This window comes from Sphingobacterium sp. UGAL515B_05, from assembly GCF_033097525.1.
Lineage (GTDB): Bacteria > Bacteroidota > Bacteroidia > Sphingobacteriales > Sphingobacteriaceae > Sphingobacterium.
Genome location: NZ_CP109907.1, coordinates 2,556,187 through 2,573,944, shown reverse-complemented (window position 1 = coordinate 2,573,944; position 17,758 = coordinate 2,556,187). Strand labels below are relative to the sequence as shown.

Annotated in this window: 8 protein-coding genes; all 8 read right to left on the bottom strand. The window is 41.3% G+C overall.

Annotated elements, in window-relative coordinates:
• Positions 1 to 70: 70 nt before the first annotated feature.
• The 8 genes from OK025_RS10325 to OK025_RS10290 all read right to left on the bottom strand — a co-directional run bounded on the left by OK025_RS10325 (position 71) and on the right by OK025_RS10290 (position 17,757).
• Positions 71 to 2,932 (bottom strand): glycoside hydrolase family 2 protein, encoded by a 2,862-nt coding sequence (locus tag OK025_RS10325; protein ID WP_317669390.1) that lies wholly within the window; start codon positions 2,930 to 2,932, stop codon positions 71 to 73.
• 358 nt (positions 2,933 to 3,290) lie between these two features.
• Complete coding sequence (locus OK025_RS10320; RefSeq protein ID WP_317669389.1) at positions 3,291 to 4,715, bottom strand: sialate O-acetylesterase; 1,425 nt, start codon at positions 4,713 to 4,715, stop codon at positions 3,291 to 3,293.
• Positions 4,716 to 4,952: 237 nt separating this feature from the next.
• The gene (locus OK025_RS10315) at positions 4,953 to 5,891 is read right to left on the bottom strand and encodes a glycoside hydrolase family 43 protein (RefSeq protein ID WP_145327547.1); all 939 of its coding nucleotides are present in this window, start codon (positions 5,889 to 5,891) and stop codon (positions 4,953 to 4,955) included.
• Between the two features lie 61 nt (positions 5,892 to 5,952).
• Positions 5,953 to 8,367, bottom strand: a complete 2,415-nt coding sequence (locus OK025_RS10310; protein WP_317669388.1) for a glycosyl hydrolase 115 family protein — start codon at positions 8,365 to 8,367, stop codon at positions 5,953 to 5,955.
• Positions 8,368 to 8,382: 15 nt separating this feature from the next.
• Positions 8,383 to 10,911, bottom strand: coding sequence for an alpha-L-arabinofuranosidase C-terminal domain-containing protein (locus OK025_RS10305; RefSeq protein ID WP_317669387.1), 2,529 nt, complete (start codon positions 10,909 to 10,911; stop codon positions 8,383 to 8,385).
• Positions 10,912 to 11,240: 329 nt separating this feature from the next.
• Positions 11,241 to 13,076: a RagB/SusD family nutrient uptake outer membrane protein gene (locus tag OK025_RS10300; RefSeq protein ID WP_145327544.1), complete on the bottom strand. Its 1,836-nt coding sequence runs from the start codon at positions 13,074 to 13,076 to the stop codon at positions 11,241 to 11,243.
• A gap of 14 nt (positions 13,077 to 13,090) precedes the next feature.
• Positions 13,091 to 16,276 (bottom strand): SusC/RagA family TonB-linked outer membrane protein, encoded by a 3,186-nt coding sequence (locus OK025_RS10295; protein WP_317669386.1) that lies wholly within the window; start codon positions 16,274 to 16,276, stop codon positions 13,091 to 13,093.
• Between the two features lie 14 nt (positions 16,277 to 16,290).
• Positions 16,291 to 17,757: a fasciclin domain-containing protein gene (locus OK025_RS10290; RefSeq protein ID WP_317669385.1), complete on the bottom strand. Its 1,467-nt coding sequence runs from the start codon at positions 17,755 to 17,757 to the stop codon at positions 16,291 to 16,293.
• Between the last annotated feature and the right edge of the window lies 1 nt (position 17,758).

The window sequence follows — 17,758 nt, the reverse complement described above, 5'->3', positions numbered from 1 at the left end:
TTAGGGTTACGCCATAAAAAAAGGGCTTTTCTATTAACATAGAAAAGCCCTTTTTTTATGCATTATTCTTTTAATCAGTCAACACATTAACCTTAGGCATCACAAATTGTGTGTTTTCTTTTTCGCCTTTTGGGGTTCCAAAGTAAAAATAGAGTGTCCGGTTGATCCTTTTATCCATTTGATTAAGCTCACCCGCGGGTCCATTCACGGCAGCATTTCCATTAATTCCCAATGCCAGTTTTGTTCCAATAGGGGGAATAGCATCTAAAAAGGAAATATCTCCAGACGGCAATTGCGGATATCCTTTAGGACCGGAAATTCCGTAAAACTCGAACAATCGCACAAATAAATCTTCCTGATCTGTTGCGACCAAAAACTTGCCTTGCACTGTATTGAATTGTACCCAGCTAACATCGGAGAAGTAGCCTTTAAATTCAGGAAATGCCCATGGACCAATACCGGCTTTTCCATCATTGTACATTTTTTCCCATGTATTTAGGGTGACACCTTGCATCCTATTCTTCCATACGCGATACGGTCCATTACCGAGCCATTTGGCCCCAATAATATAGTTTTCAGGAAAGTTGAAGCTTACTCCGGCATAAGGCACTGTTTTTTTCATATTGTAAGCATAATCAAGTTTCAACCAGCCGTCTGGCCGCATCGTCCAACGGATAAAACTTAGATTGCCATCAAACATAAACTCAACAACTTCATTTTTTCCATCCTGCCAACGTTTAGCACTTTTCAGCTCCGACTGTCCATCAATAAGCACCGGGCCATTATTAAAAGCTAATTTCATGCTATAATCATTGGCCAGATCAACCAATAATCCTGTTTTTTTGGAGATAAAAGCTGTTATTCCGCTTGCCTTGAGGATATAATTCACACTGTCCTCTTTCGCTTCAACATCGGTAGAAGATTTTAAAGGTAGAATTTCAGCTGTAAGAGCCTGATTGGATTTTATACGCCATGTCCAAGTATAAATTTCCTCCCCATGTGAGTCAGTTGCCATCAATATTAGTGCATCATATTGTTTCCAATCGCTCGGTAAATTCAACCGCACGTTTCCTTTTTGAGTCGGAGCCAATACAGGACTATTTATCTTTAGATTCAACACCGAGTCCACCCCCGCTTCTTCGGCATAGGGCTGTTTATAAGTAATCAATTTACCCTCAAACCTGCAATCTTTTAGGTCGGTAAAGTGATAACGATTTTCCACCGGAATAGTTCCATTGAAGTCGGCAGGTAATTTCTTCATCGTAATATGTACAGGTGAATAGATTTCCCGAATAGCATAGAAACTTCCCTCTTTTTCGCGATGTGGCCCAAGGATTCCATCGGGGGCATTTACGCGGTTGACATCAATCACATTGTTGAAATCTGTACGCACGATACCTTCATCTGCAAAATCCCAAATAAATCCGCCTGCACCTAATTTGGCATTCCAGTGCAACTCCCATATATCTGCTAATCCTGCTGCGGCGCCGCCATCGTCCTGTGCATGGAGAAATTCAGTCGGCATGTAAATGTTTGGCCCTTCCAGAATTTTTTTTGTTGAATAAAAGTCTTCATAATGGTTGCAATCGATTCCATTGATGGCGTTCCCAGGTCTATGATGTGCATGGATTACCGTTCTTGCCGAAAGATCATATTTTTTATACTCATCAACAAGTTCTTTATTATGCCCGCCTTCATTGCCATTACTCCAAAGTATAATGGAAGGATGATTGGCATCTCGGATAACCATTTCTCGCACTAGCTTTTTACCCACAACAGTGCTATATGCCTTCTGCCATCCGGCCAATTCATCCAAAACATATAAGCCCAATGAATCGCAATAGGCCAAAAACGATCTATCTGGCGGATAATGTGAACAGCGTACCGCATTCATGTTCATTTCTTTGATCAGTTTAACATCATTCAGATCCAATTGTGCGTTCACAGATCGTCCAGTTTCGGGCCACCATACATGACGGTTGACACCTTTCATCTTCACTTTTACACCATTGACATAGATACCATCTCCTTCTCGAACTTCGATCGTCCGGAAACCAAAACGATCTTGAGATTGATATCCTTTATTCTTCCCATCCCATAGGGTGTACGTGACCTGATACAAGTTTGGCGTCTCCGCTGTCCACAATAACGGTTTTTCCACTTTCATTTCGATCAATTTTACCGAATCTTTCGCCATAATCGGAAACTTCTGATTTGCGATCACGTTGCCCTTCAGATCTTTGATCTCCACCTGTAGATTTGTGGCTTTAGACAAACTTTCTAAATGCACGTTGCTTCGAAAAGTTCCATCTGCTTTGGCGTCGATAGCTGTCCAACTGATATGCTCTTGTGGTGTCGCCTCGAGGTATACAGGTCTATAAATACCGCCTAAAATCCAATAATCTGCAAGGCGCTCCGCATTGTTAACAGATTTATCAGATGACATTTTTGATACAGTCGCTTCCAATATATTGGCCTTGTCAAAGCTGATCTTCTCGGTGACATCGTACTTAAACTGATAGAAAGCACCTTGGTGGATATCTCCAGCCAGCTTACCGTTGATCTTAACTTCGGTATCTGTCATCGAACCTTCAAACACAAGGCTTATTTTTTTACCTTTCCAGTTTTTTGGAACAGTAAATTGATGCCGGTACAAACCTTTCTCATCGTGAAAGATGAAATTCTTGCCATAGGTCACATAGTCCCGACCATAGTTATAAGCCCCAAATCCCTGTTGTTCCCAATGACCGGGAACCGCAATCTTATCCCATTTTCCAGCCTTACGTCCCCCAGTTACCCAGAAGTCCCAATTGACCGTATGAACGTTGTCCGTTCCTGAGAGATAGCGTATTTGCTTCATCGTTTGTGCTGAGGCACTATGTGCCATCATAACGTATAGCAAAGCAAAGAAGACAATTCGAATTTTAAGCATAGGTTTATTCATTGAATTAGCAAACCTCTAAAATAAAAAGTTCAGGACACTTAAGTATCCTGAACTTACCTGTATGGTTATGTTGCCGATATCGGCATTCACCCCCTGCGATACTGTCGAGACAGAACAGCACAGGATGACAAATTCATTCGGTATACCTAAACTTGCTGTATTAAATTGGTTATTTCCCAATTTAGACGGTGCCTACTTTTGGTATGATTTAGATAAAAAAAGCTATTATATCAAAGGAAAGCCAGTAAAATAGTATCATATTTTTTATCATAAATTTAGGATTAATTGGTTATTTTAAAGGTTTTCATTCTCCCCGTTTGAAAACCTTTTTTATAACAATCAAACACTACTCCGTTCTAAAAGGTAAAGTAGGCAATCCTTCCTTATTAAAAAAATTGGGACGCGCTGTTTCATGCCAACCAAAGCGTACCTGTTTTGGTGACCTTACCGAAGCAGCGGATACAACGACATGATCACCTTCAATTTTTGCTTCTGCAGGTACAAATTTACCATCTGCTCCAGCAACCTCAAACCAGGTCAATTGATCGCCTTTACATTGCAATCCGCTGCCAACATGCTTAAAGTTCAGGATTACGTTATTTCCGACTATCTTTTTACTCTTATATTGTGGTCCTGAAAAAACAATATTCTTTTGACCATAGTCAAATGCCAGTGGCCATAATGCCAAGCGACGTCCTACTTCCCATTTATAGGAGGGGTGTATGTCAGATAGGTCGTCGACCAAATCAGTGACTACAGCCATTCCCGAATTTTTAATGTTCATGCATTTTGTCTGAATCTCCCAAAACCAAGGCAACGCCTCTACATGATGCTGTGTTTTATCCTTTCTTTTACTATAATAATAAGGGGCAATCTGAACATAGTAAAAAGGCATATTTTTGTCCTTCCAGTTTTTACGCCAGGTATCGATCAGCAATTTCTGTTTTGCATAGTAACGAGCATCCTCAAACATCAGATTGCTTTCACCTTGATACCAGATAAATCCTTTCATCGCAAAAGGCGCCAATGGACGGATCATCGCTTCATACATTTCTCCGGCAACAGCATGCTCAATTTTCGTTTCCCCATTTCGGGTTTCCTGTTTAAAAGTGCTGGAGTTTTGATAGGCTTCCAAGGGTGTCCAGGGCTCTATCCTACTACCTCCCCAAGATGAGCTGATCAATCCCACGGGAACGTTCAGCTGTTGTTGCAGGGTCTTTCCAAAGAAATAACCCGGAGCCGAAAATTGCGCGAGTGAATTCGGATCCGCTACTTCCCACCCTTTAGTTTCCACATCGTCCTGCTGCCCTTTCTTTTTGGCAACAAGGAATAACCGAATTTTCGGATTTCCAGGTTGTCGCAATTCTTCCTCAGCCCGATCAACTCCAACCGCAGGCTTCTTATAACCCTTATGTAACTGCATCGTATACTCCATATTAGACTGCCCTGAACATAGCCAAACTTCACCCACAACAACATTTTTCAGCAAAATGGTATTATCTCCCTTTACTTCCATAGTAAATGCATCAAAACTTGCTTTTTGAGCAGTAAAGGTAACACGCCATGCTCCTTTTTGATCGGCCACTGTTTTCCTTATCAAACCTTTCAATCTGACTTCAATCTTCTCCTGAGGATCCGCATGCCCCCATACCACCACTGGTTTTCCTTGCTGAAGAACCATATTCGATCCAAAAACATGTGGTAAAGTGACTTTAGCCTGTGTACTGAACGCAATACCTGCCAAAATAAAGGAAAAGAGGATTTTCTTCATGCTATTTTTATTGAATTGTCTATTCTTAAAACCAAGAGGAACGTTCAATCAGCGGCTTGGCATAGAAAAACCGTCATGACTATCCCTTAAATAATATTTATCTATGTCTGCATATATTCGGATTCCGTGCCGAACTCATGCAATGAAATTAAGCATCTATTTATCGATATGCAACCTGTACTTCACTGTTTCACCCTATAGCATAATACGATAGCCTGTCAATAATTAACAAGGCTATCAGTTTGCTTTTAACAGATTTGATAAAACCGTTTGATTTATCGTAAAAGCAGTTCCATGACGTACTCCCTTCGGAAAGCTCACCCGATCGGAGACATCTTCCCAGTTGATGCCGTCTTTGCTTCGTACAGCTCCATATTTGTGGTCGCGGTATTTATCAAAATATACATATATATACTCTCCAACCTGCAGCGGAGCAGGCCCCTCCGCCCAATAATTTCCTGTAATCGGCTTAGAGACAGTCGTCGGAAATCCTTTCGCTAAACGCTTTGTTGTTGTGATCCGAATATTTTTCTCAGGTGGGTTAGAATTTTCATTTTTCAACACCATCATGTATTCCTTATTGCCTTTTTGTATAATGGCCGCATCGATGACACTAAATTCGGGATCAAAATATAACTTGGTTTTTGAAAAACGTTTAAAATCCTTTGTCGTGACGTTATACATCCGATGGTTTAAGCCTTTCTCACTGTCGCTGGTCTTTACCTCTTTATGTCGACCAGGGATCGTCGTGGCCCAAATGATATAATATTCCTTCGTCGCCTTGTCGTAAAAAAGCTCTGGAGCCCATGCATTTTTCGCATCAGGTTCATCTACCATGACTGGAATTTCTTTTTGTTCGGTCCAATGTACAAGATCTTTGGAAGAAGAATATCCGATAATTTTATCCCACCAACCCGTTGTCCATACAAGGTGAAAGGTACCATCAGGGCCTTGGCAAATACTGGGATCACGCATCAGCCTATCTTTTCCGACCGTTGGTATTAAGAAAGGTCTTCCCTGATTCAAGGGTTCCCATTTCAGACCATCCAAACTATAAGCAAGATGCAGTCCGTCAGCACCATTACCTATAAAATAAGAGAAAAGGTAGACAGAAGATTGTGCCTTAACGAGGCAAGTTAAAATAACGAGGAGCGTGACTAGAAATTGTTTTTTCATTTTTATAATCTTATGAATAAGTCTATAACGAGTTTCCATTATAGTGTAGGAAACGAATACTTTAATCCAAATATAGTGTTACTTCATCGACCACTACGCCCTCATCAAGCGCTTTGATACGCAATATGTCCTGTTGCAATGAAGCTATCTTAAATTTAATCGTTCGAATGGCCTGGTTGCGCAAGACATTCTCTTTCCACTCCTCACTTCGTCCAATTGTTTTATAAGAAATGGCAGGCGAACGCTGTTGCCCCAAAGAAACTTCAAAACGCAAATCATCTGAAGAGACCGGGTGTGTAGGCAGTAAGTGGATGACAACGGTAACAGAATCGCCCTTGAGCCCTTTGAGCGGATAACTGGCTTCTACATCCAATGGGATAGCTCCAGCCTGCCCTTCATACCCCAAACCTTCATATCCTATTGAGCCTTTTAGATCTCTACCAGGAATCCGCTTGACGGGCTGATCATTATTGGCCAGTGGAGCAACTGCTTTCTCTTCTATAATCTTATCGAAAACGGCAAGGTTTCTGGGTTTATAATCCATTATCCCCTTCCACTTTCCTTTATTCAAGGCATTGTATTGCGCAGTTAAGGAAACGATTTTATCATACGCATCGTGGCTTTTTTGCCATTCAGCTTTGCCATGACGTGCCAACTGCGCATAAAGGTGCTTTTCATTCATCTTTGTCGCTGCAACAACCGGATACAGCACTAATTCAAAATATGCATCCTTGCGATCCAACGGGACTGAAGCCTCAATTGCGGTGGCTGCATCTTGAATATGTTTATACTGCACCAATCGCTTTTTAATCTGCTGTTCGGACCAAGGTAGGTCTTTCACAATTTTATAGGCTGGATCTTTTTCTTCCGTACGTGTATTTCCCATAAACTCAGGTTTTCGAATATGAGCCAACCGATAATGTTCCTGCATAATCGGCACGATCTTCTTCGCCAAACGATGTCCAAATTCCCGTTGCAAAAATTGATTCAGATGCTGGTAGATGCCTATTTTTTTTACCCGGTCCATATCCCAGGCCATGTCCATCAGGAGTTCAATCTGATATTCAGCAGGCTTAATATCCCCAACATTGACAATCCACATTTTTTTAACATCATGTTGATAAGCTGTATTAAGCTGCTGGTAAATCAGCGCCGGACTCATGGTCGACAACCAAAGATAATCATGTGGTCGTCCCCAATAGGAGACATGATAATACAGTCCATTACCACCCGATCTTTTTCTTTCTATCGGATTTGGGAAGTGGGTGATATAACCATAATTATCGTCACACCACATCAGTGTTGTATAGTCAGGAAGATCCATACCGGCCCTATACACGTCCAATACCTCTTTATAAGGTATAACAACCTGAGGAATCTGTGCGGGGTCTGCATTGACATATTTTTTCAACAGATCCGTTTGATCTTTAATGACCTTATTGATCGCATCTTTATAAGCTGCAGTTGTTTTGACGCCTTCCATTGCTCCATCGTGTTTCCCACGCATACCCAGTGTAAATATGTTATGGGATTGCCCCAGTGTTTTGAGTCGATTGGACCAATAATCAACAATCTCATTTTTATTTGTCAAATAATTATAGGGCCCCCGACCTACGATATCCCATTCCGTCGCACTGTTTCGAGCGAGGGGTTCACAATGAGATGAGCCGATATATATTCCATATTTTTCGGCCATTTCGCGATTTCCCTGGACAAAATAGAAAGGAACAGTTACTTCATGCATTGCTGGCCAAATTGAATTAGCCCGCAGCCTTAATAACAGCTCAAAAATACGTGCATAGGTCTTAGGCCCTATCGTCGCCATTTTTTTTGTTTTGGCTGGATCAATTCCTGCATCTAACTTTGCTTCGGGTTCATAGGTTTTGCTGCTCCAAGGTGTCAATCCCCAGTCCTCATCATTTAAAAAAATTCCCCGGAATTGCACTTTAGGAAATTGCTTGTCTTCAAAATCGACGGGCAGCGAAATTGTTGATTTTTTAAGAGGAACCACATCTGCCCACCAACTCCATGGAGAAACGCCCAATTTTCTAGAAATTTCCATCACTCCATATGCCGTACCTCTAGCATCAGATCCTATCACTAAAAGTGTCGGCACTTTTTCTATCGGAATCACCTTCAAACAAAACATTTCCCATTGACCTTCCATTTCAGGAAGACGGATATGATAATCTTTTATCAATTTGCCAATTATTGGATCATGCAATTCTCCAACGATAATCGCCCCAGGATCAGCATTGTCGATTCGTTTAAAAGCAGATTGACCAACTTGTTGTGCATCTGCATCCAAAAGTTCCAAAGCGGTTTCAATGATAGGATTTCTTCCACCATAATAAACATCCGCAGCCCGATTATTTTTGATCAAACTGAAGCCTGAGCCGGCAAACAAGGGCCCAATTGTCAAACAGAGGTTTATAAAAACTAAAATAGACTTCTTCTGCAAAGCTGGATATATCATATGAATTGAATGAGGCTATTTTGCACCCGACTGAATTCGGATGACAGTTAACGAATAGGGCGGTAATTGTTTGTTTTTAAGCTTGTCAACGGACACGGTCTTTTCTTCGGGTTTTGCCGTTTTACTGTCCAATTTCCCCGCCAACTGAGCGACAAGAGCTGTATCACCCTTCAAATTGAGTTGATCCAATTCCAATTGTATATTGACCGCAACTGGCAAAATATTAACCAGTTTTACAATGAGCGATTGATCTTTCGGATCTTTAACAATAGAAAATGCCACGCGCTTATGTACCTCAACGTCAGCATTGGCATAAACTGCTTCTACTGGAATATATTTGGTTCCGTTATTACGCCCAAATAATTGCTGTACATAATAGGATGGTGTTAAATTTATATCGGTATTGGAGAAATAAATAAGATCGGGGCGCCATTGCGTATAGCCATCTTTGGCTAACAATGGCGCATAAGAAGCCATCTTAACTACGTCACCATTTCTTTCCAATGCCGTGAGATATGCCGCTTCAGCCAATGCAACTTCCAAGGTACTCGCCCGTCCATGAATATGGGCAGCATATTCGCCCAAATACACCTGTGATTTGCTGCGATCATATTTATCATAGAAGTCTTGATTATGAATAAACCAGCCCGGTGTCTGATAATAGTGTTCATCCATAATGGGTACATTCAATTTATCGGCAATTTTCCAACCTTCTACATAGTCTGTTCCCTCAAAAAATGGCCCTGCCGTTCCAATGACCTGTATTTCGGGATATTTTGCACGGATAGCGTTATAGATCATGGTAAAACGCTCCTCAAAAACATTCGATATTAAATCTTCGTTACCAACACCAATGTATTTTAGATGAAATGGCTCGGGGTGCCCCGCGGCAGCTCGTACCTTTCCCCAGGTACTATTTTTATCGCCATTGGCCCATTCAATCAGATTCAGTACTTCCTGGATATAGTCATCCATATCTTCCATTGGGATACCACATTGTTGTCCACCCAATGGGTGACCATGAGCACCCGAATTTTGGCAGGGTACACCGGCCGCCACTACCGGAACAGCATAGGCACCTATGTCTTCACAAAATTGAAAATACTCGTAATACCCCAAGCCCACGGTTTGATGATATCCCCACATGTTACGCTGTGGCATACGGCTTTCCAACGGTCCTACAGTATTAGACCAATGGTAGATATTTTCAATTCCATCCCCATGTGCTAAACAGCCACCCGGGAAACGGACAAAACGGGGATTCAATGCAGCTATGGCCTCGGCCAGATCCTTCCGTAATCCATTTTTTCGTCCTTTAAATGTATGCTGAGGGAATAAAGAAATCAGATCCAGATCCAATTGTTGTCGGTCTGTAAATACAAATTCCAATACGGCATCCTTACAAGTAGCATTAGATGTCAATACCAATTGATATTTTTTCCAGTTTTTACCGTCAACAATTACGGATTTCTCATCGAGGATTTTTCCGTCTTTTGTACTTATCCGGATCTTTAGTTTAGGTACTTTACCAACAGTGCCCCTTCCGAAAAACGAAAGATCATAGCGTTCGTTCTTATTCAAGGCAATGCCATCGTAGCCTATATTTCTGAGGATGCCTTCACCCTGCAATCTCGCATAATGTTTATTATTAGGATGAATTGGATTGATGCTGTCAATATGAAATTGTCCCGAGCCATCCATACGCCAAGCAGTTTTCGCGTTCCAATTTTTATCATGGCCTTGTTTATCGCTCAATTTATATTCAAAGTCTCTATTTTGAATCAATTCCGCATAAAGGCCTCCGTCTGCGGCATAATTAATATCTTCAAAAAAAACACCCACCAACATATCACTGATGGACTTGGTTTGCCCTACCTTCGGCGTTAATTTGACATCCAATGGCTTTAGGCCAGGGAAGCGGGCGTCATCGTCAACGCTTCGTTCGGACCATTGTTTTTGCTTAAGCAGCGCGAGATCATAATGCTTGATTAATTCTTTGATAACAGACCATGAAACTTTCAACTTGGTTCCACGTAAACTTTCGCCATTTATGGAGATATTATCACGAGTCAATAAACTGTTTTTTACAAAAGATACCACTGATTTATCCAAATCATTTAAAGCAACAAAATAATCTTGTCTGCCCCAATTGAAAAAATCGGATGTAAAAGTATATGCATAAGGACCGTCACTTTCAGGACTTAATTGCCACGCACAGGACCAGCCGCCTCCAGTTCGAGGAAACAATACAGGATTTATCATTCGTTTTTCTGACCCCCAGCGGCCATAATCTGATTTTACAAAGGCAAGTTCTGTTCCTATAGAGTTCCATTGCTTACCATCCAAACTCCAGGCATATAATAACCCTTCCCTTCCAGCATTCTTTTCTTTTGCATAAGCAAAGAAATAAGCCGAATCCGGTTCTGAGCTCCTGCTGCTATAAGCATATACAGGCGTATTGAAAATCCAAAATAGACAAAAAAAGCAGATCGCTTTTGCCAGAAAAAAATAGTAGATTCTAAATCTTAAAGAAACTCGTTCCATTGGTTATAATTAATCAGAAGTACACATAAATGTAAAAATTACACTTATAACATGCAAATGGCATTATCAAAAGATTGCACTGTCATTGACATGTTACGATTACATACTCGTCTCACGATAAACACACGATTTGAATGAGCTGTTGATAGAGCCTAGTAAGTATCGATTACCGCTAAAGAGCAATATCTCCACACAATGATATTTCCACACAATGATATTAAAGAGTTTCGAATTCACTATCCTGCTGTCTCATGGTCAACATCAAAGAAAAAGGCCTGCACAAAGCAGACCTTTAACCATTAAATCAATAATCCAAACGTATATCAGGTTTACCGCAATTTAAAAGGTAAATACCAATTGTTCATATCCATTAACTTGCTACGTACTGCTCCAGCTTTCGGGTTATTTGCTTTCAGCAATTTCTCATAGACTTTATCGGCTAGGAAAGCGGGGTCATGACGGCGTTTTGCTATACGCATCAGATCTGACCAACGTTCGCCTTCGAAGGCTAACTCAAGAGCAGATTCTTCGACGATCTTATCCTCCAGATCAGCTTGCGGTACATTAAAAGCGGTCATCATGCTTCCGTAACCACTTACTGTACCCGGACCATATTCAATGCCTGAGAATTGCCAACGCGGCATGGTAGCCCGACCACGGATTCCCGAATTCCGATACCAAACCCCACGTACGATACTCGCATTGTCGCGTGCATCAAAATAATAGGGCGAGGATTCAGCAAAAGTGGTCCGATTCGTTCCAAATCCTTCATAAGTTATTTCGGATTCCAATTCAAAAAAATTGCCCGGAGCAATTGTTCCTGCACTCGTAAACGCGCCATAATAAAAGGTACTGATTAGCCCCCAGTTTGCCAATGCATAGGCCAAACGGCCCTGACCATCCCGATTGGCGGCCTCTGCAAAGCGAAGATGCGCCCCTGCGGCTCGATTGATATTCCAACGACCGCCTTTATTTAACAAGCTCAATAAATCCCCTGAATTATCCGTAAATTTTGTAATCACAGGATCACCATTTGCAGCAACTTCATAAGATAGCTTACTCCGGGGATCCCAGGGAATACCCGCATTATTGGTCTGTGAATTCCATAAATCAATCACCTTTTGAGAGGGCTTAAGTGCATAGTTACCTGACTTAGAAAATAAATCTATAAAAGGATTTCCAGGAGCAAAAGAGTTATGGTATGGAATAGACCAGTTCCATTCGGAATTCCATTCCCGTACCGTGTTCGATAGCGCAAACATACTTCGCCACCCTGCTGTTAAAGAATTTACCAAAGATGCCCCCTCCTGGGCTCTTGCAAAACTCACATTAAAGTAGCTCCAGCCAATACGGTTGAAATTGAACAGATAATCAATATTACTGTTATTGTCTTCAGCAGACAGCAATCGCTTATAACTCTTTGCCGCTTCATAGTAGTTTCCTTTCCAAAGATAAAGTTCGCCCAGGACATGAGCCTTGCTGATAAACACCTTCTGTGTGCTCGCGCCATCTGTCGTAAAAACCAATGTGCTACCTGTTGGGTAGGCGTACGGATCCTGATAAGGCAGGTCTTTTGTGTCACTAATGAGAGAATCAACCAAATTATCGAAAGTTGTTTTCGGATAGTTCTCCAAACTTTTAATCTCGTCAACACTTTCAATGGTATTTTTCACATAGGGGACATTTCCAAAGTGAATCCCTAATTGTAAATACAACCATGCACGTAGCATAGCGAGGTCAGAATAACGCTGATTGAATTCGGTATTGCTCAGCTTCCCCTGCCGCTCCATCACCTTGAAGTTCTTCAAGGCATCATTACAATTGAAGATAATTTTATAAAAAGCAGATGGATCTGCATAAGGATTATCTTCTGCTACTTCATGATTGGAAACTTGCTGCAAATAGGGATTTGCATTTTGTGTGACGTCCATGAGATCGGCCCTTAATTCGTTCAGGACAATATAACGTTCACCTAATCCTGCTACTTGCCCATAAATCCCAAGCACCACCGCATCGGCATCGGCAAGCGTATTGTACATTTTTGAACTGTCCAATTTATCCTCGGGCGAGAAATCCAAAGCTTTCTTACAAGATGTAAAAGAGAGGCTACAGGCCAATAAGGCCCAGAGTGAATATTTCGAATATTTTCTGTATGTGATAAACATAGTATATTAAATTTTTATAAACCGATCCTCAATCCCAGCTGCACAGAGCGAACAATGGGTTCCAACGTCACATCAATCCCCTGATGAAAAACATCAGCAGACTGTGCAAATTCAGGATCATAACCCAAATACTTACTAAAAGTCAACACGTTATTGGCAGTACCATATAGACGGACATATTTGATGATACGTTTATTTACTGGAATACCGTACTCAACAGAAAGCTGACGAAGCCGAACATATGAACCATCTTCTATCCATCGATTTGAAAATCGACTATTTCCCATTGGATCGTTGAGCGCAACGCGAGGCACATCAGTTTCCTGGCCTTCCGCCCGCCATCTATTTTGTAAGAGTTCTGTCTGGTTATAAAATGTACTTCCCGACTCTAGTTGTGCGCGTGTATAGTTATAGATGTCATTGCCTACGCTGAATGTCACCAATGCACCGAATTTCCAATTTTTATAGGTCAGGCTGTTATTCAATCCGCCCACCAAATCTGGATTGGGATCCCCTATGATCATTCGATCACCATCATCAATGATCTTGTCGCCGTTACGGTCGGTAAACTTCCCATCTCCTGCCTGGAAAGGTATTTTATGACCTGTTGCATCTAAAATTGCTAGTCCAGAAGCGGCAGCTTCGGCACTGGTACGATAGACACCGTTGAACTGGTACCCATAAAAGGCATTGGGGGCGCCACCTTTCTCGCTCACAAAAGTTCCACCGGCATATTGTGTATAGGATGTTTCGGGGAGATCTGTGATCGTACTTTTATAGTGACTTAGTGTCAATGAGGCATCCCATTTGACCGGACCGGTCAGAATACGTCCAAACAAGGAGAAGTCAATACCGCGTGTACGCATTGAACCATTATTATAGAGGTAGTAACTAATTCCCGAAACAGTATTCCCCGAATTATAAGCCAGCATATCACTTGTCCTATTTTGATAGATATCAACGCCTAAATTGATGCGTTCATTCAACAACGAAAGATCTGTCCCAACGTTTATTTTTTCTACTTTCTCCCATTTTAGATAAGGATTGGCAACACCATCGCGCACAAGTCCCTGGACACCTAAGAAGTTCTGGGAGATATAATTCTGCCGCGCATCATAATTTTCAATATCATCATTGCCTGTAATTCCATAACTCGCCCGAAGTTTCCATAATGAGATCGTACTATTTCCTTTTAAAAAATCCTCATTGGACAATAACCATGCAGCTCCAACTGCCGGGAATACGGCATATATCTTATCTGCAAGCTTTAAGCCTCCTTTTGCTTTTTCTCCAAAGCGGGAAGATCCATCCATCGATATGGATGCATTTAAGATATAAGTATTCTTCCAGCTAAAATTACCCATAGCATAGGCCGTCATATTTGCCCATTTACCGATATGCCCTCCATAAACCCGAGATGCCGGTGTTGAGTTACCAATACTGACCAGCTGATCGGTCGCCGAATTATAGCCTAGTGCATAGTCTTGTTCCGAATCATGCTTGTGGTACCGGACTCCACCAATAGCTTCCACTCGGCCCTGAGTTCCTAGATCCTGATTATATTGCAGGCGCAAATCATTTGAAATCGAATAATAACGTGCCACCTGCGTACCGAGACGACTATAAACTTCCATATTATTTACCGTGTCCTTTGCGACTCCTTTTTTAGGAATAAAGAAATCCTCTTGCGCTTTATCATAGGTTACGGTAGATAGGTTACTTAACTTAAAATTTGTATTGAATGCATAGTTGAACACCAAAGAACCTAAAAACCGATAGGCCTTTTTATTATTAATCCCATTTTGTGTGATTTGCATCGGATTGGAATAGCCGAAATAATCAGCTTCAGCATAATTCGGTGAAATGCTGCCGTCTGGAGCAATATCATGCGTATTTAAAAATGGAGACTTAATCAGCGAAAGAAACAAAGGGTTGGTCTTTGGTGATAAGCCCTGATCCTTCAAGCTTTGCTGTCCATAACCCATGGAGATATTGGTCTGAGCAGTTAATTTTTTGGTCAGGTTCATGTCGCCGTTAAAACGTGCCGTATAGCGATTTTGCTTCGTGTTATCCAAAACCCCCTGTTCATTGTTATAACCTACCGACAAGGCATACCGTGCTATATTATCTCCCCCTGTAACCCGAAGAAAATAATTCTGGTCGACCGTATTATTAAGCACATCTTTCTGCCAATCCGTTTCATTATGATATTTCGCATATTCTTCGAATTTTGAATTATCATTATTGAAAGGCATATTCGCAATTTCCTCACCACTGTACGTACTCGTTGCTAACAAATCATTCAAATAACTTCGGTAAGCATAAGACTTCATGACGGGAATACGTTTCGGACGGAAATTATATCCTGTTGTTGCCTGCAAATCGATCTGTGTAGCCAACTCTTTTGAATGGTTTGTATTAATGACCACGACTCCATTGGAGGATTTGGCTCCATAAATATTAGCGGATACAGCATCTTTCAATACCGTAATATCTTGAATGTCGCGCACATCAATATGCTGCAATGCATTATTGAGATGTCCTGTCGTTATAGAAGGACTCAAATGCTCCGCATTATACACAATACCGTCTACAATATATAAGGGCTGATTATTGGAATACAGCGATTGCAAGCCGCGAATATTGAGATTTCCGCCAATAGAAGGTGTTCCTGAATGGCGGGTTACTTGTACTCCGGCTAGCTTGCCCTGTAGATAGCTAACGACCGTCTCAGAATTCTGTTCCCAGGCATTGAGTTCCAATTTATCGACTGCGCCAGTATTGTTTAAAACTCCATTATCACCAAATACTGTCTCTGTTTTTTTATAGAAAGAACGATACCCGTCAGGGTACAGGACCACTTTCATTGATTTATCCAGCAGTACTGGTACCTGTTTAGCTATATATCCATCCAAAGAAACTTCAACAATTGCATTGGAAACCGGTAGCTCCAAGCGGAAATTTCCTTTACTATCCGTCAATTTTGCAACGTTACTGCCGTAAGTTATACGAGCACCTGCGATGGGTTTATTGGTTTGGCTGTCATAGACAGTACCTTTAACCGAATAAGCAGAAGTAACTTGTCCTTGTTGTTGTATATTGCGGGCGACAGTATCTTGTTGCGCCCAACTGCTGTGCGCTCCCAAAGTGGAAATAAACAAGATAATACCCAATTTATAATTTATGTTGATCGAACTCATTTCGTTTTGCTTAGTTATTGAATAATCGGGACGAATCGGAGATATTCTAAAATAATAGGACCAGTACCATTGCTCATAACAAGCAAAGGCAGATTCCCATATTGGTCTTGCGTCACCTCACCTAAATAAACTTCTCCGTGATTGAGCGGCTGTACATCAAATGTCATTCGCGTATCGTTTGCACCCAAGTTATTGACGATTGAACGTTTGTATAAATCCACCTCATTCACCGAGATAAGTTTCGGATCAAAAAAGTAGACATATTGGATAAACGCTGCTGTTTGCGGATCACCAGCCAATCCCATAATTGCTCGTCCGTATACTTTATATTTAGCAACGTTCATACCTGTAGTGCGATACTTTACATAAAAGGAAGTAACTTTATGATCATATACTTCAATGTCATTGTATAAATTTCCTTCATTATCTCGCTTTTCCCTGAAAAAGGTATTTGATCGCTTATCCGTTTGCTTGTAACCGATGGGCCTTGCCCCCAATACCTTGATTTCCTTGATCTGATCCGCTAGTGCAAACTCAAGTCGCTTCACACGATAAACAACTCCATTACTGGCCTTTGTTCGCGAGATAATATTTGAGGGGTCAAGACTAAATTTTGTTCCCCCTATTGAAATCAGATTATTTGTAAGTTGATCCGTTGCCAATTCCCCCTCTACAATAAAATCGCGCAACAAAGCCTTTTTAGCAAAAAACGTAGTCGTACTGTCGGGACGGAGCGTATTCCCTTCCTCATAGGCTGTCGCATAGAAAGGTCTTAACTTAGCATACTCGGTCTCAAAATTTTCGTCGTCTACGACGAAATAGGTATGTTTCTTATTTTCAGTCGTCATATTGCGACGTACTTCCGTATACCATACCGGACTATACCTGTAATTTATAATATCACCCTCTGTGGACACTGTATCAAAGGAATTTACAGCCTCAATTTGCTTGGTGTCGGCAAAAAAGGTGCGTACTAGATTAAATATATTCTGAAGAGGCTTTAGGGGACGACCTACCACATGGTACAGTCCATTGCTCGCCACCAGATTCCCCTGAAGAGGTTCAACACCGTCAAATGCGCCATGCGTAAACTCCACATATTTATTGCGAAAGTTTAATGCCTTTACGGTATCAGCTCCTGAATTCACATTATAGACCGAATTGATAATATGGTAGCCTACAAAACTCTTGATCACCGCAGTATCGGAAAAATTATATTGATCCTGTACAGCAGCAATGGCATCATTAGTTGGTACAATCAAGGTATAATTTTTCGATGCTTTCAACGATTCACCATAGCCCGATTTATTGAGTAGGTCCATAAAAGTTGAAAACTCAGCATGCTCGGAAATAATGGTGTACAAGTTTTTTTGAGCATCGGCATCACCTCCTCCAAAATGATCCTCCCAATTTTTGGAACAAGCAGACAATAAACACATGCCCACTACGACTAGGTAAATTTTATAAATTATAGCTTTCATA

Bases quoted from the DNA above. Each gene is read 5' to 3' on its own strand.
- OK025_RS10325 (WP_317669390.1), bottom strand. From the start codon at position 2,932: ATGCTTAAAATTCGAATTGTCTTCTTTGCTTTGCTATACGTTATGATG.
- OK025_RS10320 (WP_317669389.1), bottom strand. From the start codon at position 4,715: ATGAAGAAAATCCTCTTTTCCTTTATTTTGGCAGGTATTGCGTTCAGT.
- OK025_RS10315 (WP_145327547.1), bottom strand. From the start codon at position 5,891: ATGAAAAAACAATTTCTAGTCACGCTCCTCGTTATTTTAACTTGCCTC.
- OK025_RS10310 (WP_317669388.1), bottom strand. From the start codon at position 8,367: ATGATATATCCAGCTTTGCAGAAGAAGTCTATTTTAGTTTTTATAAAC.
- OK025_RS10305 (WP_317669387.1), bottom strand. From the start codon at position 10,911: ATGGAACGAGTTTCTTTAAGATTTAGAATCTACTATTTTTTTCTGGCA.
- OK025_RS10300 (WP_145327544.1), bottom strand. From the start codon at position 13,076: ATGTTTATCACATACAGAAAATATTCGAAATATTCACTCTGGGCCTTA.
- OK025_RS10295 (WP_317669386.1), bottom strand. From the start codon at position 16,276: ATGAGTTCGATCAACATAAATTATAAATTGGGTATTATCTTGTTTATT.
- OK025_RS10290 (WP_317669385.1), bottom strand. From the start codon at position 17,757: ATGAAAGCTATAATTTATAAAATTTACCTAGTCGTAGTGGGCATGTGT.